General features: G+C 40.9%; 15 protein-coding genes. 8 read left to right on the forward strand and 7 right to left on the reverse strand.

The features are described 5' to 3' along the window. Positions 1–11: 11 nt before the first annotated feature. The 6 genes from LS69_RS00080 to hemC are packed head-to-tail and all read left to right on the forward strand — an operon-like array spanning position 12 to position 5,846. Positions 12–470 (forward strand): hypothetical protein, encoded by a 459-nt coding sequence (locus tag LS69_RS00080; protein ID WP_138121363.1) that lies wholly within the window; start codon positions 12–14, stop codon positions 468–470. Next, a complete protein-coding gene (locus LS69_RS00085) occupies positions 448–1,368 on the forward strand; it encodes a polyprenyl synthetase family protein (protein ID WP_138121364.1) in 921 nt (306 codons plus the stop codon). Before LS69_RS00080 ends, LS69_RS00085 begins: the two co-directional genes overlap by 23 nt. A gap of 8 nt (positions 1,369–1,376) precedes the next feature. Next, positions 1,377–2,708: a glutamyl-tRNA reductase gene (hemA, locus tag LS69_RS00090; RefSeq protein WP_138121365.1), complete on the forward strand. Its 1,332-nt coding sequence runs from the start codon at positions 1,377–1,379 to the stop codon at positions 2,706–2,708. Between the two features lie 13 nt (positions 2,709–2,721). After that, the gene (locus LS69_RS00095; RefSeq protein WP_138121366.1) at positions 2,722–4,485 is read left to right on the forward strand and encodes a proline--tRNA ligase; all 1,764 of its coding nucleotides are present in this window, start codon (positions 2,722–2,724) and stop codon (positions 4,483–4,485) included. Continuing rightward, the gene (locus LS69_RS00100) at positions 4,476–4,898 is read left to right on the forward strand and encodes an FxsA family protein (RefSeq protein ID WP_138121367.1); all 423 of its coding nucleotides are present in this window, start codon (positions 4,476–4,478) and stop codon (positions 4,896–4,898) included. Before LS69_RS00095 ends, LS69_RS00100 begins: the two co-directional genes overlap by 10 nt. A 3-nt stretch (positions 4,899–4,901) precedes the next feature. Continuing rightward, positions 4,902–5,846 (forward strand): hydroxymethylbilane synthase, encoded by a 945-nt coding sequence (gene hemC / locus LS69_RS00105; protein WP_138121368.1) that lies wholly within the window; start codon positions 4,902–4,904, stop codon positions 5,844–5,846. A gap of 217 nt (positions 5,847–6,063) precedes the next feature. Here hemC and LS69_RS00110 read toward each other — a convergent pair whose 3' ends face one another. After that, positions 6,064–7,593 (reverse strand): YifB family Mg chelatase-like AAA ATPase, encoded by a 1,530-nt coding sequence (locus LS69_RS00110; RefSeq protein ID WP_138121369.1) that lies wholly within the window; start codon positions 7,591–7,593, stop codon positions 6,064–6,066. A 184-nt stretch (positions 7,594–7,777) separates the two neighbouring features. Between LS69_RS00110 and LS69_RS00115 the strand changes: the two genes are divergently transcribed. Together LS69_RS00115 and LS69_RS00120 are read left to right on the forward strand one after the other, a co-directional pair. Beyond that, positions 7,778–8,026: a hypothetical protein gene (locus LS69_RS00115; protein ID WP_138121370.1), complete on the forward strand. Its 249-nt coding sequence runs from the start codon at positions 7,778–7,780 to the stop codon at positions 8,024–8,026. A gap of 142 nt (positions 8,027–8,168) precedes the next feature. Continuing rightward, the gene (locus tag LS69_RS00120) at positions 8,169–8,411 is read left to right on the forward strand and encodes a hypothetical protein (RefSeq protein ID WP_138121371.1); all 243 of its coding nucleotides are present in this window, start codon (positions 8,169–8,171) and stop codon (positions 8,409–8,411) included. A gap of 62 nt (positions 8,412–8,473) precedes the next feature. Here LS69_RS00120 and rpsR read toward each other — a convergent pair whose 3' ends face one another. The 6 genes from rpsR to LS69_RS00150 form a co-directional block, all read right to left on the reverse strand. Continuing rightward, positions 8,474–8,731 (reverse strand): 30S ribosomal protein S18, encoded by a 258-nt coding sequence (gene rpsR / locus LS69_RS00125; protein ID WP_138121372.1) that lies wholly within the window; start codon positions 8,729–8,731, stop codon positions 8,474–8,476. An 11-nt stretch (positions 8,732–8,742) separates the two neighbouring features. Then, positions 8,743–9,276: a single-stranded DNA-binding protein gene (locus LS69_RS00130; protein ID WP_138121373.1), complete on the reverse strand. Its 534-nt coding sequence runs from the start codon at positions 9,274–9,276 to the stop codon at positions 8,743–8,745. Positions 9,277–9,298: 22 nt separating this feature from the next. After that, positions 9,299–9,685: a 30S ribosomal protein S6 gene (gene rpsF, locus LS69_RS00135; protein ID WP_138121374.1), complete on the reverse strand. Its 387-nt coding sequence runs from the start codon at positions 9,683–9,685 to the stop codon at positions 9,299–9,301. 86 nt (positions 9,686–9,771) lie between these two features. Next, positions 9,772–10,782 carry a DNA polymerase III subunit delta gene (locus LS69_RS00140; protein WP_138121375.1) on the reverse strand — a complete coding sequence of 337 codons (1,011 nt, stop codon included), beginning with the start codon at positions 10,780–10,782 and terminating at the stop codon, positions 9,772–9,774. Then, a complete protein-coding gene (locus tag LS69_RS00145; protein ID WP_138121376.1) occupies positions 10,782–12,950 on the reverse strand; it encodes a ribonuclease R family protein in 2,169 nt (722 codons plus the stop codon). The genes LS69_RS00140 and LS69_RS00145 overlap by 1 nt, the downstream gene beginning before the upstream one ends. Next, positions 12,943–13,806 carry an HDOD domain-containing protein gene (locus LS69_RS00150; protein ID WP_238699034.1) on the reverse strand — a complete coding sequence of 288 codons (864 nt, stop codon included), beginning with the start codon at positions 13,804–13,806 and terminating at the stop codon, positions 12,943–12,945. Before LS69_RS00150 ends, LS69_RS00145 begins: the two co-directional genes overlap by 8 nt. Between the last annotated feature and the right edge of the window lie 187 nt (positions 13,807–13,993).

Here is a 13,993-nt window from a genome sequence, read left to right on the forward strand (position 1 = left end):
TGGAATCTTAAATGAAAATATTGCGGGTTTTAGGCTTATCCATAATCCTAAGCGCAGCCTTTGGGCTTTCAAGCTTGTTTGCGCCGCCTGTTTGGAAAAGCGAACGATTCTTGGAGCTTAACAAAGATGAGTTTTATTTGCTTACCTTACAGGCAGGGGATTCTGCAAAAACCCTATTTTTTCGTTGGACGCTACTTAAAAATGAGGGTTTAGTAATGCACTTAAATTACGATTCTTTTCCGCACCAATTTATTCTTTACCAAGATTATCAGCGGAGTTGTTATAAAGTGCCTTTGCTTAAGGCGGAACAAAAATATTACAGCGAAGAGCCGTTTTTTTTGTTGTGTTTTAAAGATTATCATCGCACCAAAAAAGTTGCGACCTTGAAATACTATCTTTTTCAAGGCAACAGAGATTTTAATATTATAGATGAAAGGAAAGTTCCCAATGGAGGCTTTAGCGCACATTGAAGCAAAGATTAATGAGTTTTTAAAAGAGTTGGAATCCCCTCTTGTGTTAGCCTTGAGTGCGAATTTGCAGCGGGGCAAAATGTTGCGTTCTAAACTTGCATTGCAGATTGCCGGAGAAAGCGAGGAGTGCCTCTTGCTTTGTGCGATATTAGAGATGATTCAAAGTGCTTCACTTTTGCACGATGATGTGATTGATGACGCACTTACAAGGCGTTCGAAGCCCTCTATTAACGCGCTTTTTGGCAACAAAAATGCGATTATGCTAGGTGATGTGTTTTATTCCAAAGCCTTTTGTGAGCTAACAAGATTTGCTAGTAAATATCCAGAGATTCCGCGCATTATCGCCAATGCTGTAAGCACGCTTGCAGTTGGAGAAATGGAAGATGTGGAACTCGCAAAAAGCTTCAATGATGAGGAAGCAAAGTATCTTACGATGATAGAACATAAAACCGCCGCGTTGATCGAAGCTGCCGCTTACGCAGCGGCATTTTTGGCGCACAAAAGCCGAGAAGTAGCGGAGGATTTCCGCATTTATGGGCGGAATCTTGGAATCGCATTTCAAATCATTGATGATGTGTTGGATATTATTTCAGATTCCAAAACTCTAGGTAAACCCGCTTTGAGCGATTTTAAAGAGGGCAAGACGACTTTACCTTATATTTATTTGTATGCTAAACTAAACGATTCAGATAAAATGCGTTTAAAAAATGCTTTTGGGTGCGATTTATCGCCAATGGAGCAGGATTGGATTTTAGAAAATCTTCAAACACAAGGGGCGATTGCACAAAGTATCGCGTTGGCAAAATCTTTAGGCAATTGCGGGATTGAAGCGATAGCTAATCATTCTTGTGATAAACTTATACAAATTATGCGCGAAATGATAGAGCGCGACTTTTAAGGAAAGCAATGGATTATTATCTCTTAAGCTACTCGCATAAAAATACCGATATTGCTATGCGGGAAGCTTTAAGCTTGGATTTAAAGAATCCTGCAACCAAGGATTTTTTGTTGGATTTGGTAAGCAACAAATTTATCGGGGAAGCGGTGATTCTTTCTACTTGTAATCGGATTGAGTTTATTTTGAATGTTCAAAATGCCGAAAAAGCAGAAGAATTTTTGTTGGATAAATTAAGCAATTATTCCAAGATTCCTTTAGAAGAGTTGCAAAAACGCGCCGATAGCTACGAAAATCTAAGCGCGATTCATCATCTCTTTAGCGTGGCAAGTTCATTAGATAGCTTGGTTGTGGGTGAGACGCAAATTTCAGGACAACTTAAAAGTGCCTTTAAATATTCCTATGAATTGGGCTGTTGTGGCTTGTTTCTCTCTCGCGCGATTCATTTTGCTTTTCGTTGTGCAGCAAGTGTGCGCAACTCTACAAGCATTTCGCAAAACTCTGTTTCTGTGGCAAGCACTGCGGTTGCAAAAGCAAAGGAGATTGTGGGAGATTTGAAAGATAAGTTTGCGTTGGTCGTGGGTGCAGGAGAAATGAGCGGAATCTGTGCGAAACACTTAATCAATGCAAATTGTGAAGTTTTGATTCTAAACCGCGAGATTGCAAACGCCCAAAAAATCTGTGATGAGATTCTCTCACTCCACCCAAATGCCAAAATCCGCGCGGAAAGCTTCAAAGACATTAGCACTTATATCAATGAGATTCCGCTTCTTTTCACTGCTACAGGTGCGCCGCATACGATTATCACACAAGATATGGTAGAGGTGAAAGATTGGAATCGCTATTGGTTTGATTTGGCAGTGCCACGAGATATTGAACGCGAGATTATGGAAAAAAGCGAGAGAATCCATATCTATGCCGTAGATGATTTAGAAGATATTGTGCGCAAGAACTTGAGCCTACGCGAGGAACAAGCTAAGATTGCTTATGGAATCGTAGGACGCTCTACGCAGGAATTTTTTACTTGGCTACAAACGCTTAATGTAGAACCTTTGATTAAAACGATTCGCACATTTGCCAAAGAAGCAGCGACAAAAGAGTTGCACAAAGGAATCGCAAAGGGCTATTTGCCACAAGAGTATGAAAAAAACATTGAAAAAACTCTACACAATGCGTTTAATGTTTTCTTGCACGATTTAACGATAAATCTTAGGGCAGTTGCCAATACGCCTAAAGGCGATAGCGTGGTAGAATCTTTGCGATTCCTTTTTCAGCAAGAGAATCAGGACAAAATGTTAGAATCCTACAAATGCGAATATGCAGAGGATAAAACTCTACACTAAACAAAGGAAAATAATGCGATTTTCAAAATTCTTTATCCCCACTTTCAAAGAAGCTCCTAAAGATGTCGTGCTAAAAAGCCACGAATACCTAATCCGCGGTGGATTTATCCAGCAAATCGGTAGCGGAATCTATAATTTCTTACCGCTTGGCAAACGCGCCTTAGACAAAGTGCGTCAAATCGTCAAGGAAGAAATGGATAATGCTGGAGCAAACGAAGTCGCGCTTGGTTTTGTAACTCCCGCAACCTTATGGCAAAAAAGCGGACGCTATGAGAGATATGGCAAGGAACTTTTGCGATTCAAAGACAGAAAAGATAATGATTTCGTATTGGGTCCAACGCACGAAGAAGTCGTTACAGAATTAGTCAAAGCAAACATCAGAAGCTATAAACAACTTCCCTTGCATCTCTATCAAATCAATCTTAAATTTCGCGATGAAATGCGCCCAAGATTCGGGCTTATGCGTGCGCGAGAATTTATTATGAAAGATGGTTATAGTTTCCACGCAAACGAGGAAGATTTGAAGCGGGAATTTGATTTAATGGAATCCACTTATAGTAGAATCTTCACGCGCTTAGGGCTTGATTTCCGCGCAGTTTTCGCAGATAGCGGGGCGATTGGCGGAAGCGGGAGCAAAGAGTTTATGGTGTTAGCCAAAAGCGGCGAGGATACGATTTGCGTGTGCGATTCTTGTAGTTATGGTGCGAACTTAGAAGCCGCGACGCGCGTTAAGAAACTTCCCAACTCACAAGCTCCACAAGCAGAATTTGCGAAATTCCATACGCCTAATGTCAAAACGATTGAAGATTTGTGTGAATTTTTCAAGATTGAAGCTTTTTGGACGCTTAAAGCAGTCGTAAAAAAAGCCCTTTTTGATGAGGGGAAAACCGCATTGGTGTATTTCTTTTTGCGCGGAAGCGATAGTTTGAATGAAACAAAAGCCCTCAATGCGATTGCGGGGGCGAATGAATTGCTTGATGTGAGCGAAGAAGAGATAGAATCAGCGGGGTTAAAAGTCGGGTTTATAGGACCTTTTGCGTTGCGTAATATCACTTCTAGCCCTTATATTTATTTTGACAAAGAGTTAGAAAATGCCAAAAACTTGATTTGTGGCGCAAACGAAGTAGATTATCATTTCGTGGGTGTAGATTTGGAATCCTTTGAGGGCTTGGAGTTTAAGGATTTAGTGGAAGTGCAAGAGGGGGATTTATGCCCGATATGCGGGGATTTGACAAAAGAAAACTTCAAAGGCGGTAAGCTGTATTTCACTAAAGGCATTGAAGCAGGGCATATTTTTCAGCTTGGCACGAAATATTCCAGCGCGATGGAAGCGACATTTTTAGACGAAAATGGCAAGGCTAAGCCTCTGATTATGGGTTGTTATGGGATTGGAATCTCACGATTACTTAGCGCAATTATTGAACAACATCACGATGAGCGCGGAATGATTTGGACGCCAACTACCGCGCCTTTTTGCGTGGAGATTATCGTCTCTAATATCAAAGAAGAATCCCAAATGCGCTTTGCAGAGAAGCTTTACGAATCTCTTAAAACTGCAGGAATTGAATGTTTGTTAGATGATAGGACGGAGCGGTATGGCGCGAAGATTGCGGATTTTGAATTGGTTGGTTTGCCTTTTGGAATCGTGGTTGGCAAGGGCTTAGAAAAGGGCGAGATAGAGTTAATTAGGCGCAAAGATTTAAGCAAAGAGATTCTCCAAGTCCAAGACTTTAATGCGCTAGTTGAAAGTTTGCGTGAGGTTTTTTTATGCCATTAATTTTTGGTTTCATCTATCTGTTTTTAGAAGTGTTGATTACTTATGAAATCATTGATAACATAGGCGTTTTGGGATTCGTATTGGAGATTATTTTAAGTGCGCTTTTTGGATTCTTTATTTTAGTGAATTATCGCTATTTTTTAGGTGAGGCTTTAATGCGCGTGAAGCTAAGAGAAATCAGCTATGAAGCGTTTGTGAGTTCTAATGTTTTTAGAATCCTTGGGGCGATTTTGCTAATAATGCCGGGGGGATTGACGGATATTTTGGGGATTTTAATGCAGTTTAGCGCGTTAGGATTCTTGCTCTTTAAGCCTTTTATCAAAAAGCCCCCTGTGGATTCTCATTCTCCTAGCCAAACCCAAAATGATGAAATCATTGATGTAGAAGTCATTGAAAATAACAAACAAGGATAAACAATGCAACAACTCACTATCGGCACACGCGGAAGCGTGTTGGCACTCTGGCAAGCAAATCATATCAAGGATTGTCTGCAAACCCAATACCCAACGCTTCAAGTGGAAATTCAAATCGTCAAAACCAAAGGGGATAAAATCCTTGATGTGCCTTTGGCGAAGATTGGTGGTAAAGGGCTATTTACTAAGGAGCTAGAAGAGTTGCTCTTAAATGGCACGATTGATTTGGCGGTGCATAGTCTAAAAGATGTGCCTGTGGATTTCGTAGAGGGTTTGGGGTTGGTCGCAATCACGAAGCGCGAAGATGTGAGAGATAGTTTTTTAAGCTTCAAATATCCAAGCTTAGAATCCCTGCCCAAAGGAGCGCGGGTTGGGACGACTTCACTAAGGCGCACAATGCAGCTTAACGCATTAAGAGGGGATTTGGACACACAGAGTTTGCGCGGTAATGTCCAAACGCGCTTGAAACGACTAAAAGATGGCGAATTTGACGCAATTATTCTCGCACAAGCGGGGGTGAATCGCTTAGGATTGGGCGAAAAAGTGCCTTACATTGTGCCACTAGATTTTATGATTCCTGCGATGGGACAAGCAGCACTTGGCGTAGAGTGCAAAATGGGAAGTGAAGCCCAATTGCTCTTAGCGTTTTTGAATGATTCTAAAGCCACCTTTGAAACTGCGTGCGAACGCGCATTTGTCCGCGCACTCAATGGGGGTTGCCAAGTGCCTATTGGCGTGAATGCTTCCTTAGAAGAGGGAGTCTTAAAGGTGCGTTCTATTTTGGGATTGCCCGATGGCACGAGAATTTTGCGCGAATGTTTGGAGGTGCAGGTAAAAAGCGTGGAGGATTGTGAGCGCATAGGTGTGCAAATGGCGCAAAGTTTCATCAAGCAAGGCGCACAAGAGATTCTACAAATGGCGCAAAATTGGGAGTTTCAACCCGAGTAATCCTTTAAAGTGAAAATGCGCAAAACAGCTCTTAAAGCCCAAAACCGCTACGAATCTTAAGCTCCATTGCGTCATTGCGAGAGATTCGCTAGAATCTCGTGGCAATCTATAATATTTAGTTTAAATAGGATTCTTCTATCACATCATTGCAAACGAGCATTTGCGAGTGCGGCAATCCATAATTTAGAAGACCAAAGATTCTTAATGTCAAGCGAAATTATTGGATTTTGCGGAAACTTAAAGCCTCTAGCAAATGTTCCTTTTGGATATTTTGTGAGGATTCCAAATCCGCAATCGTCCGCGCCACGCGTAGAATCTTATCATACCCTCGTTTGGAGATTCCAAAGCGATGACAAGCGAGTTCTAGGGTTTGAGAAGTTGCAGAATCTAAGGCGCAGTATTTCTCCAAATCACTCCCATCTAATCGCGCATTAAAGCAGTTTTGCCCCCGTTTCTTTTGGAATGCAAAGCCCTTTAACACAGAATCTTGCAGGGTTTTAGAATCTATGCGGTGGGTGCTTTGTTCGCCCTCTTGCATTGCGACAAACAAATCCAATCTATCCCAAAAAGGCTCGGAAATTTTGGATTTGTAGGCATTGATTTCTTTTTGGTTGCAACGACATTCTTTGCTGAGGCTTAAAAGATTACCACAAGGGCAAGGATTCATCGCACCGACAAACATAAAATCTGTCGGATAAGTGATTTTGGCATGTAAGCGCGAAATGGTGAAATGGTGGTTTTGCAAAGGCTCTCGCAGGGATTCTAAAATGCTTTTGGGGAAATGGGGCAGTTCGTCCAAGAACAAAACCCCGCCATTTGCCATACCGATTTCACCGGGTTTTATGCTTTGCCCAACCGCACTTCCGAGTATTGCGGCTTTGGTTGCGCTGTTGTGGGGATTGCGGAAGGGTCTGTGGGGAGAAATCTCTAGCGTATTGGCAGCCATTTGCAGAATCTCATAGAGGTTTAGAGGCGGCAAAATATAAGGAATCCTTGCCGCAATCATACTTTTGCCACTTCCCGCACTCCCTTCAAAAAGGATATTGTGGAATCCACAAGCGGCGATTAATGCGGCGCGTTTGGCGCGTTCTTGCCCGAGAATATCGGCAAAGTCAAGTGGAAAGCTTTGTGTGTAATAATACTTCTCTTCGCCGAAATTTTGGCAAGGAAAGGGCAAGTCTGCGCAATGGGATTCTATTGCGGGTGGGTTTTGTAGAATTTCTATTGCTTCTTGGAGACAATCCACATAATACGCTCTTAAATTGGGGAGTTTGGAATAAAAATCCTGCGCGACTTTGGGGAGCAAAAAGAGGGAATGGCACAGCTCTTGTTGGCTTAAAAGAGAAAAAAGCAAAGGATAAATCGCAGGGCTGTCTTTGACGCGCCCATCAAGCCCGAGTTCGCCAAATGCGAAGATTTTTGCAGGTTTGGATTCTATGTTTTGTGTGATTTCGTTGAGGTTGCAAGTCTGATTAAGCGCAATCAGCAAGGCGATGGGCAAATCATAAAAACTGCCTTGCTTAGGAATGTCTGATGGGGAGAGATTGACATTGATTTTGAGCGGTGGGAATTTGAAGTTGTTAGCTAGGAGCGAGGATTGCACACGCCCTTTGGATTCTTGAATCGCATTTCCCGCAAGTCCTGTAATACTAAAAGAGGGCAATGCGCGTGTGAAGCTGACCTCCACTTCTATGATTCTCGCTTCAAGCCCAACGAAAGCCGCACAATAGAGTAGGTTCAATCCCATTGTTTTTCCTTAATTTTTTCGCAGTTTATCGGAAGTTTGCAAGGATTGTTGCAAGAATCGCAAATAAAAACGCAAATCTTGCAAGATTCTTTGCAAAAGAAACAAAAAGTAACATTCTAGGCTCATTTAATGAATTATTAAGCGGGGGGCGTTATTACGATTATTTTAATTGTAAGGAGTAAAAATGAAAGTTCTTAAGGTGTTATTGTTGGTGGGCGCGTTGGCGGGAATCGCGTTTGGAGTTGGTCAAGAGATTAAAAATGACATCAAAAATAAAACAAAATCCGCAGTGAGACAAGAAGTGCAGTCTGCTAAAGAAAATGTAAAAACAAAAACGCAAATCAATCCAAAGGAAGCGTTGGCGATAGGGCAGCAAAAAGTGCGGAAAATGTGGCTGACAAAGCCGCCAATAGGGCAGTCAATAAGGCTTTGAATAAATTTTAATTATTGTGGAATCCTAAAGGGATTCCGCTACTGCACCTCTGCGATGATGAAATGGTTGTCCTCGTGTCATTGCGAGAGATTCGCTAGAATCCCGCGGCAATCTACAATGTTGAACACCTAAAAGTGTTGCAATGGAATCTCTGAAAGAGAGATTTCACATTATGGATTGCTTTGTCCTTGCTCCTCGCAATGATGAAGTGGAAGTCAATAAAAGATTATGCCTTATCGCTTCGCTCACTCGCAATGACAAGTTAATAAGTCTTGGGTTGTTAAGATTGTGGATTGCCACGAAAATTTTTCAAATTTGTGTAAGTATGATGGGTAAATTGCCATACAATGCGCCTCGCAATGACAGCGGGGCGGAATCACAATAACGCAGTAGTGGAATCGTGTAAGCGCAAACAGCGCAAAAGCACATTGCGTTGTTTGAGGTTTGTTAGATTTTAAAAGGGTTTTCTACTACTCTTTTTCTATCTACAATATAAGGAATCAACGCCATATGTCTTGCGCGTTTGATTGCGACTTCTACGCGTTCTTGCCATTTTTTTGAGTTGCCTGTAAGGCGGCGTGGCATAATTTTGTAACGCTCGGAAAGCGAGTGCTTGAGCATTTCTACATCTTTGTAGTCAATAAAATCAATCTTCGCCTCTGTGTATCTGCAATATCTTTTAGAGTATCGTTTTTTCTCTGCCATAGTTTTGTCCTTTAAAATGGTATTTCTTCATCATCAATGTCAATCTCAGGAATGTCGTTTTCTTTGGGTTTCTGTGGTTTTGGCGCACTTGGTTGTGTGTTTTGGTAGCTGCCGTAGTTGTTGTAGCCACCATTGTGCATATCGTTATAGCTATCGTTTGAGTAGCTATTGCCATAGTTACCATTGCCACCACCATTTCCAGCGTAATTCCCACCTTCGTTTCTTGAGCCCAGCATTTGCATAGTTTCAGCTGTAATGCTGTGTTTGCTTCGCTTTTGTCCGTTATTATCTGTCCAACTCTCTAGCACCAAACGCCCTTCAATCAGCACAGAAGAACCGCGCTTTAGGTATTGGTTTGCCACTTCAGCAGTTCGCCCAAAAAGATTCACATCAATATAGCATACTTCATCGCCTTGCGAACCATCTTGCTTTTTGAAGCGACGATTGACGGCTAGTCCAAGCTTCGCCAATGCAGAACCGCTCGGCAAGTAGCGCAACTCCACATCTCGCGTTAAATTTCCTACTAAAATGACCTTGTTAAACATATAATATCCTTAAAGTCAGCCCTTATTCTTGAGCGACTTTTTCTTCCGCTTCTTTTAGGGGAGCAGATTTTTTGTTGTTAATTGCTCTATCTACCAAAGTTTCCCATGCTTTTTGCTCTTTTTTGCTTTCGTATTTGATAACGATAAAGCGCAAAATATCCTCGTTAATGCGGTAGAGACGCTCTAATTCCAAAACAAGTTTAGGTTCTGCTTTAAAATAAATAACAAAATAATAACCACGCTTATTTTTCTTGATTTCATAAGCAAGATTCCGCATACCCATATCTAAATTCGCACTGATTTCTCCGCCATTGTTGATAATAGCAGCTTTGTAAAAATCAATTTTTTGGGTGATTTCTTCTTGTGTCAAAGTGGGTTTAACCACAAACATAGTTTCATAAAAACGCATAAAGTCTCCTTATGGATTTTGCCCTTTTGGATTCAAAAGAGCAAGGAATGGTTGTTTTTATTTTTACAGAAGTAAAAGTTTTGATTCTATCTTAAGATTGCTTGGATTTTCATTAAAGCACTTAAAAATCCATTGCCTTTATTGATACCTTTAAGGGAATCCTCGCGCCAAGCATTTAGGATATAAAAGATAGATTCGTATTGGGATTCTTTGATGAGAATCGCAAAATGTTTTTTTTGTTCTAGGAGTTGCGGGGGAAGTTTATAGCCCAAAACATCTTGAGATGAGGCTTCCCCATAAATTCTAATATGACTTGAAAACAAAAAAAGAACGAAGAAGTATTTTTGGATTTCATTAATCAAAGGCACTTCTTCAAAGCCTTGTTCTAAAAATTGCGATAATTTATCAAAATAAGGTTTTTTTAGTAGTAGGGATTCTAAAATCTCCTCTAGCTTTACACTGCCAAGGCTAAAGCCTAAACCTTCGACAATTTCACTATTAATTTCTTGGTCAAAAATCGCGTATTTCCGAAGCTCTGCAAGGCTTAATCCCAAATCAAAATTTTGCTGTTCTAGGATTTGGCGCAAATTAAAATCAGAAATTTGCACTTTGAGATTCTGCGCGGATTCTTTGAGAATCATCATCGCTTCTCCAAGATTGGGCGCAAAGAATCGCACTTCAAACACGCCCTCTTTGGCAAGGCTTGAGGGGAAACTCGCACTCATCGCACGCGCATCAGCTGCGTATTCTCCCGCACTTTTATTTTCTGCTTGATAAAACTCCACAATCAAATAGCCACCATTTTGCAACAAAGCCTTAATCAAAGAATCTAGTTGCTTTTTTGGAATCTTTTTATCTGTTTTAATCCACACTAACGCTTCATTACCAAAAAGCGAACCTTGAGAGAAGCAAGAAAGCGCGTTTTGGAAATCAAATTCGCCAAAATAAAAGCTGTTTTTTTCACAATCTTTTTCAAGAATCTTTTGTGCGATTTTCTGCCCATAATAGCCGATTAAAAACATCGCTTCGCCATAAAGCAAAATGGAGCGAATCTCTGCTCCTTTGGCGAGTTTGGTATCTAGCTCTTTTTTATACATTATTTGCCTTTGCGTTTATGGCGTGGAGTAAATTTGGCGCGAGGAGGGCGACTTTGTTTGTTGTGTTTGATTTTTTGCTTCATATTGTGTGCGTTCTCTTTGGCTTTTTGCGCCATTAGTTTATTTTTCTGTGCCATTTTAGCAAAAAGATGTTTAGAGATTTGCTCACTTGCGATTCCAAGACTTTCGTTATAACTCTCTACAATCCAGCCATAAATCTTTGCAGTTGCGAGATTGACTTCTACAATCACAACGCGCACCTTTTGGTATTTCACGCCATTGCCTTTGAGACAAACCACACGCGCACCTTGCAAAGGAGGAGTGGTCAAAGAGACAATCTCGGGCTTGTAGTCGTTTGAAATGAATCCCAAAAAGCTTTGCCCGATTCTTTGGCTTAAGTATCTCGCGAATTTGCGGTCTTTGAAATCCATTTCTACTTTCGCGCTTTCCCGCTCTTTTTGGCTTAAATCCTCACAAAGCAAAGGCAAGGATTCTTTTGTCGCGCAATCCTCGCAAAGCTTGATTTTTGATTTTAGGATTCTATGAAGCAGCAAATCACTATAACGACGAATCGGAGAGGTAAAATGACTATACGCTTCAAACCCTAAGCCAAAATGCCCGATATTATGACTCGCATAAAATGCTTGTGGCATAGATTTGATGATGAGTTTATCTACTTGCGATTCTATTTTATAAGTTTTTGCTTTGCGCTGCACTTCTAAAATCGCTTTGTGAAAGTCTTTTGGGTTTAGCGGAATCGCCTTTTGCCAAACTCCTAAGGCTTTGAGTTCTGCAAATAATTCTACGATTGCGTCGGGTTTTGGCTGTGAATGGACGCGGTAAATGCCGAGCTTTAAAGTCTCGTCTTGAAGATTGCTTTTTTGCGTTTGCAGTTTCGCGCTTTCTTGATTGGCAAGAAGCATACATTCTTCAACGAGTTGGTGGCTTGGAGTTTGGGATTCTATTTTTAGGTTTTGGAGTTCTAGGTTTTCATCTAAGCACATCGTCTTTTCATCACCCAAAAAATCAAAGCCGCAATTCAAACGCTTTACGCGAAGTTTTTGTGTCAGCGCATAGAGGTTTAGAATCGGCTTTTTAAGAGTGGTTAAAATGCGTTTGCTCGTGCCATTTATAAGGAGTTCATCGACTTCTTCGTAGGTGAGTTTTTGGCGCACTTTAATCACTGCTTCAAAAAGTTCGCTGCTAAGCACGGCTTTGGTGCGTTTGTGTAGGCGTATTTTCCAAACCATTGCAAGGCGCAGTTTTCCCTCACGAAGCGAACAAAGATTCTCGCTTAAGGCGCGTGGAAGCATCGGGATTGATTTATGTGGGAAATAAATGCTAAATCCGCGATTCTTAGCCTCCAAATCTAGCGGAGATTCTTTTGCTACATAGTGGCTCACATCGGCGATTGCCACATAAAGCATAGAATCAGACGCGTCAAAATAAATCGCGTCATCGTGGTCTTTGGCGTCCTTTGGGTCAATCGTGCAAAAGGGCAAATGTGTGCAGTTTGTGCGTTCTTTGAAATCTCGCAAACGCGCTTCTTGGAAGCTTTCAGATTGGATTTGTGCGCCCATGCTAAAGGATTCTTGTCTATCATAAAGGCTAAGTGAAAGAATCTCATCAATTTTTGGGTCTTCTAATGCGCCTAAAATTTCTAGGATTTCGCCATTTTGTGGATTGAGCTTGATGAGAGTTCGTGCGGGTAGGGTTTTGAGGGATTTTTGACTTGCTTTGATTTTGTAAGGAATCTCATTGGGGATTGAAATCGCAATGCAATCTAGTTTGTATTTTTCTAAATAGCAAAGCGCGAATTTTTCTTTGGATTCTAAAATAGCAAGAATCTTTGCGCGGATTCTATTGGAATCGTGAGGATTTTTGCTAAGCCTAGCTAAGACAATATCGCCTCTTTGTGCGCCTTTAAGTAGGGATTTTTCTACTAGCCAATCTTGCTTGTTTGCGTGTGAGAGCGGAATCACAAACCCATAACCTGCGCGGGTTAATTCTAATCTACCAATGCAGAATCGCGCGTTTAAAAAATAGCGGTTTTTGCGTAAAACTAGCGCGTCAAAATGTAAAAGGGATTCTAAAATCTGCTTGAAAGAATCCGCGATTTTTAGAGGAAGCGGAATCCCCTCACGCAAAAGATTTAAAAACTCATTCATCAATTAAAGAATAATCCGTGTTTGTTTCATTGGGCTTGGATTCTAAATTAAGGTGCATATTTTCTAAAGTCGTATCAAATCCTTGCAAGTCTAAATGATACTGCTCCACTAGATTCCTTGCCTCTACAATTTGCGCTTGTTTTGCGATTTCATAGGGAGTAATCAGAGTGTTTAGCACTCTTAGAGGATAGATAAAGCAAAGCAAATCTTGCGGTGGATTTGGGTCGTTGAGGTGGCGCATTACTTGAACCATAGTTTGTTCAAAGCCCCAATGTTCAAATAAATGCCCTAAGACTTCAAATTGGTCGCAGCCTAAGATTTCTTGTTCAATCTCCAAAAATTGACTCGCGTTAATTTTGGACATAAATTCTTCTTGTTTGTGTGCGAGTTTGAGGCAATTAGAGATAATAACCATTCCAATGTGCATTGTCAAAGCACAGGGGACAAGAATCCCGAGCAGTTGAATGTCTTTTTGTAGCCAACGACATAAAAAAGCATTTTTGATATTGGAAACATCTACAAATTGGCTCACTTCTAGTTTGTAGGGCGTTAAATCTATCACAAATTTCGCTTTTATGGCACTTGCGATAGCCAAGCCTTTAGCAGTGGAGATTCCAAACATAGAAACGGCTTGTAAGATAGAGTTAATTTCACGATGATAACCATAAAGCGGAGAATTTGCGCTTTTAATCAAATCCATTGTCAAAAAGGGGTCTTGTTCAATCACATTGGCAACTTGTTTTATGCTTGAGTTTTCATAGGAGCAAACCCTTTGTAATTCAACAATAGTTTGTGGCAATGGTGGCAAAGCATCAATCTCGCCAATCAAAAAGTCTTGCATGGTATTTTCTAACATTATCAAGCTCATTAAATCCGAAATAAAAAATGTGAAATCATAGCATAAACTCGGTTAATTTTGGATATGTAACAAGATTTCGCTAGGGAATCTTCAAGTCATTATCCCATTAAACTTAGAATCTTGGAATCGTAATTTGGCATAATGGCGCAATCGTAGAATCCTAAAGCCTCTTTTGTGTTCATCA

Origin of the sequence: Helicobacter sp. MIT 05-5294, assembly GCF_000765675.1 — a bacterium.
Lineage (GTDB): Bacteria > Campylobacterota > Campylobacteria > Campylobacterales > Helicobacteraceae > Helicobacter_D.

Excerpts from the sequence above, each read along its gene's own strand:
- LS69_RS00130 (WP_138121373.1), bottom strand. The coding sequence starts at position 9,276 with ATGTTTAACAAGGTCATTTTAGTAGGAAATTTAACGCGAGATGTGGAG.
- rpsF (WP_138121374.1), bottom strand. The coding sequence starts at position 9,685 with ATGCGTTTTTATGAAACTATGTTTGTGGTTAAACCCACTTTGACACAA.
- LS69_RS00095 (WP_138121366.1), top strand. The coding sequence starts at position 2,722 with ATGCGATTTTCAAAATTCTTTATCCCCACTTTCAAAGAAGCTCCTAAA.
- LS69_RS00140 (WP_138121375.1), bottom strand. The coding sequence starts at position 10,782 with ATGTATAAAAAAGAGCTAGATACCAAACTCGCCAAAGGAGCAGAGATT.
- LS69_RS00110 (WP_138121369.1), bottom strand. The coding sequence starts at position 7,593 with ATGGGATTGAACCTACTCTATTGTGCGGCTTTCGTTGGGCTTGAAGCG.
- LS69_RS00150 (WP_238699034.1), bottom strand. The coding sequence starts at position 13,806 with ATGTTAGAAAATACCATGCAAGACTTTTTGATTGGCGAGATTGATGCT.
- LS69_RS00120 (WP_138121371.1), top strand. The coding sequence starts at position 8,169 with ATGGAATCTCTGAAAGAGAGATTTCACATTATGGATTGCTTTGTCCTT.
- LS69_RS00085 (WP_138121364.1), top strand. The coding sequence starts at position 448 with ATGGAGGCTTTAGCGCACATTGAAGCAAAGATTAATGAGTTTTTAAAA.
- hemC (WP_138121368.1), top strand. The coding sequence starts at position 4,902 with ATGCAACAACTCACTATCGGCACACGCGGAAGCGTGTTGGCACTCTGG.
- rpsR (WP_138121372.1), bottom strand. The coding sequence starts at position 8,731 with ATGGCAGAGAAAAAACGATACTCTAAAAGATATTGCAGATACACAGAG.
- LS69_RS00115 (WP_138121370.1), top strand. The coding sequence starts at position 7,778 with ATGAAAGTTCTTAAGGTGTTATTGTTGGTGGGCGCGTTGGCGGGAATC.
- LS69_RS00080 (WP_138121363.1), top strand. The coding sequence starts at position 12 with ATGAAAATATTGCGGGTTTTAGGCTTATCCATAATCCTAAGCGCAGCC.
- LS69_RS00100 (WP_138121367.1), top strand. The coding sequence starts at position 4,476 with ATGCCATTAATTTTTGGTTTCATCTATCTGTTTTTAGAAGTGTTGATT.
- hemA (WP_138121365.1), top strand. The coding sequence starts at position 1,377 with ATGGATTATTATCTCTTAAGCTACTCGCATAAAAATACCGATATTGCT.
- LS69_RS00145 (WP_138121376.1), bottom strand. The coding sequence starts at position 12,950 with ATGAATGAGTTTTTAAATCTTTTGCGTGAGGGGATTCCGCTTCCTCTA.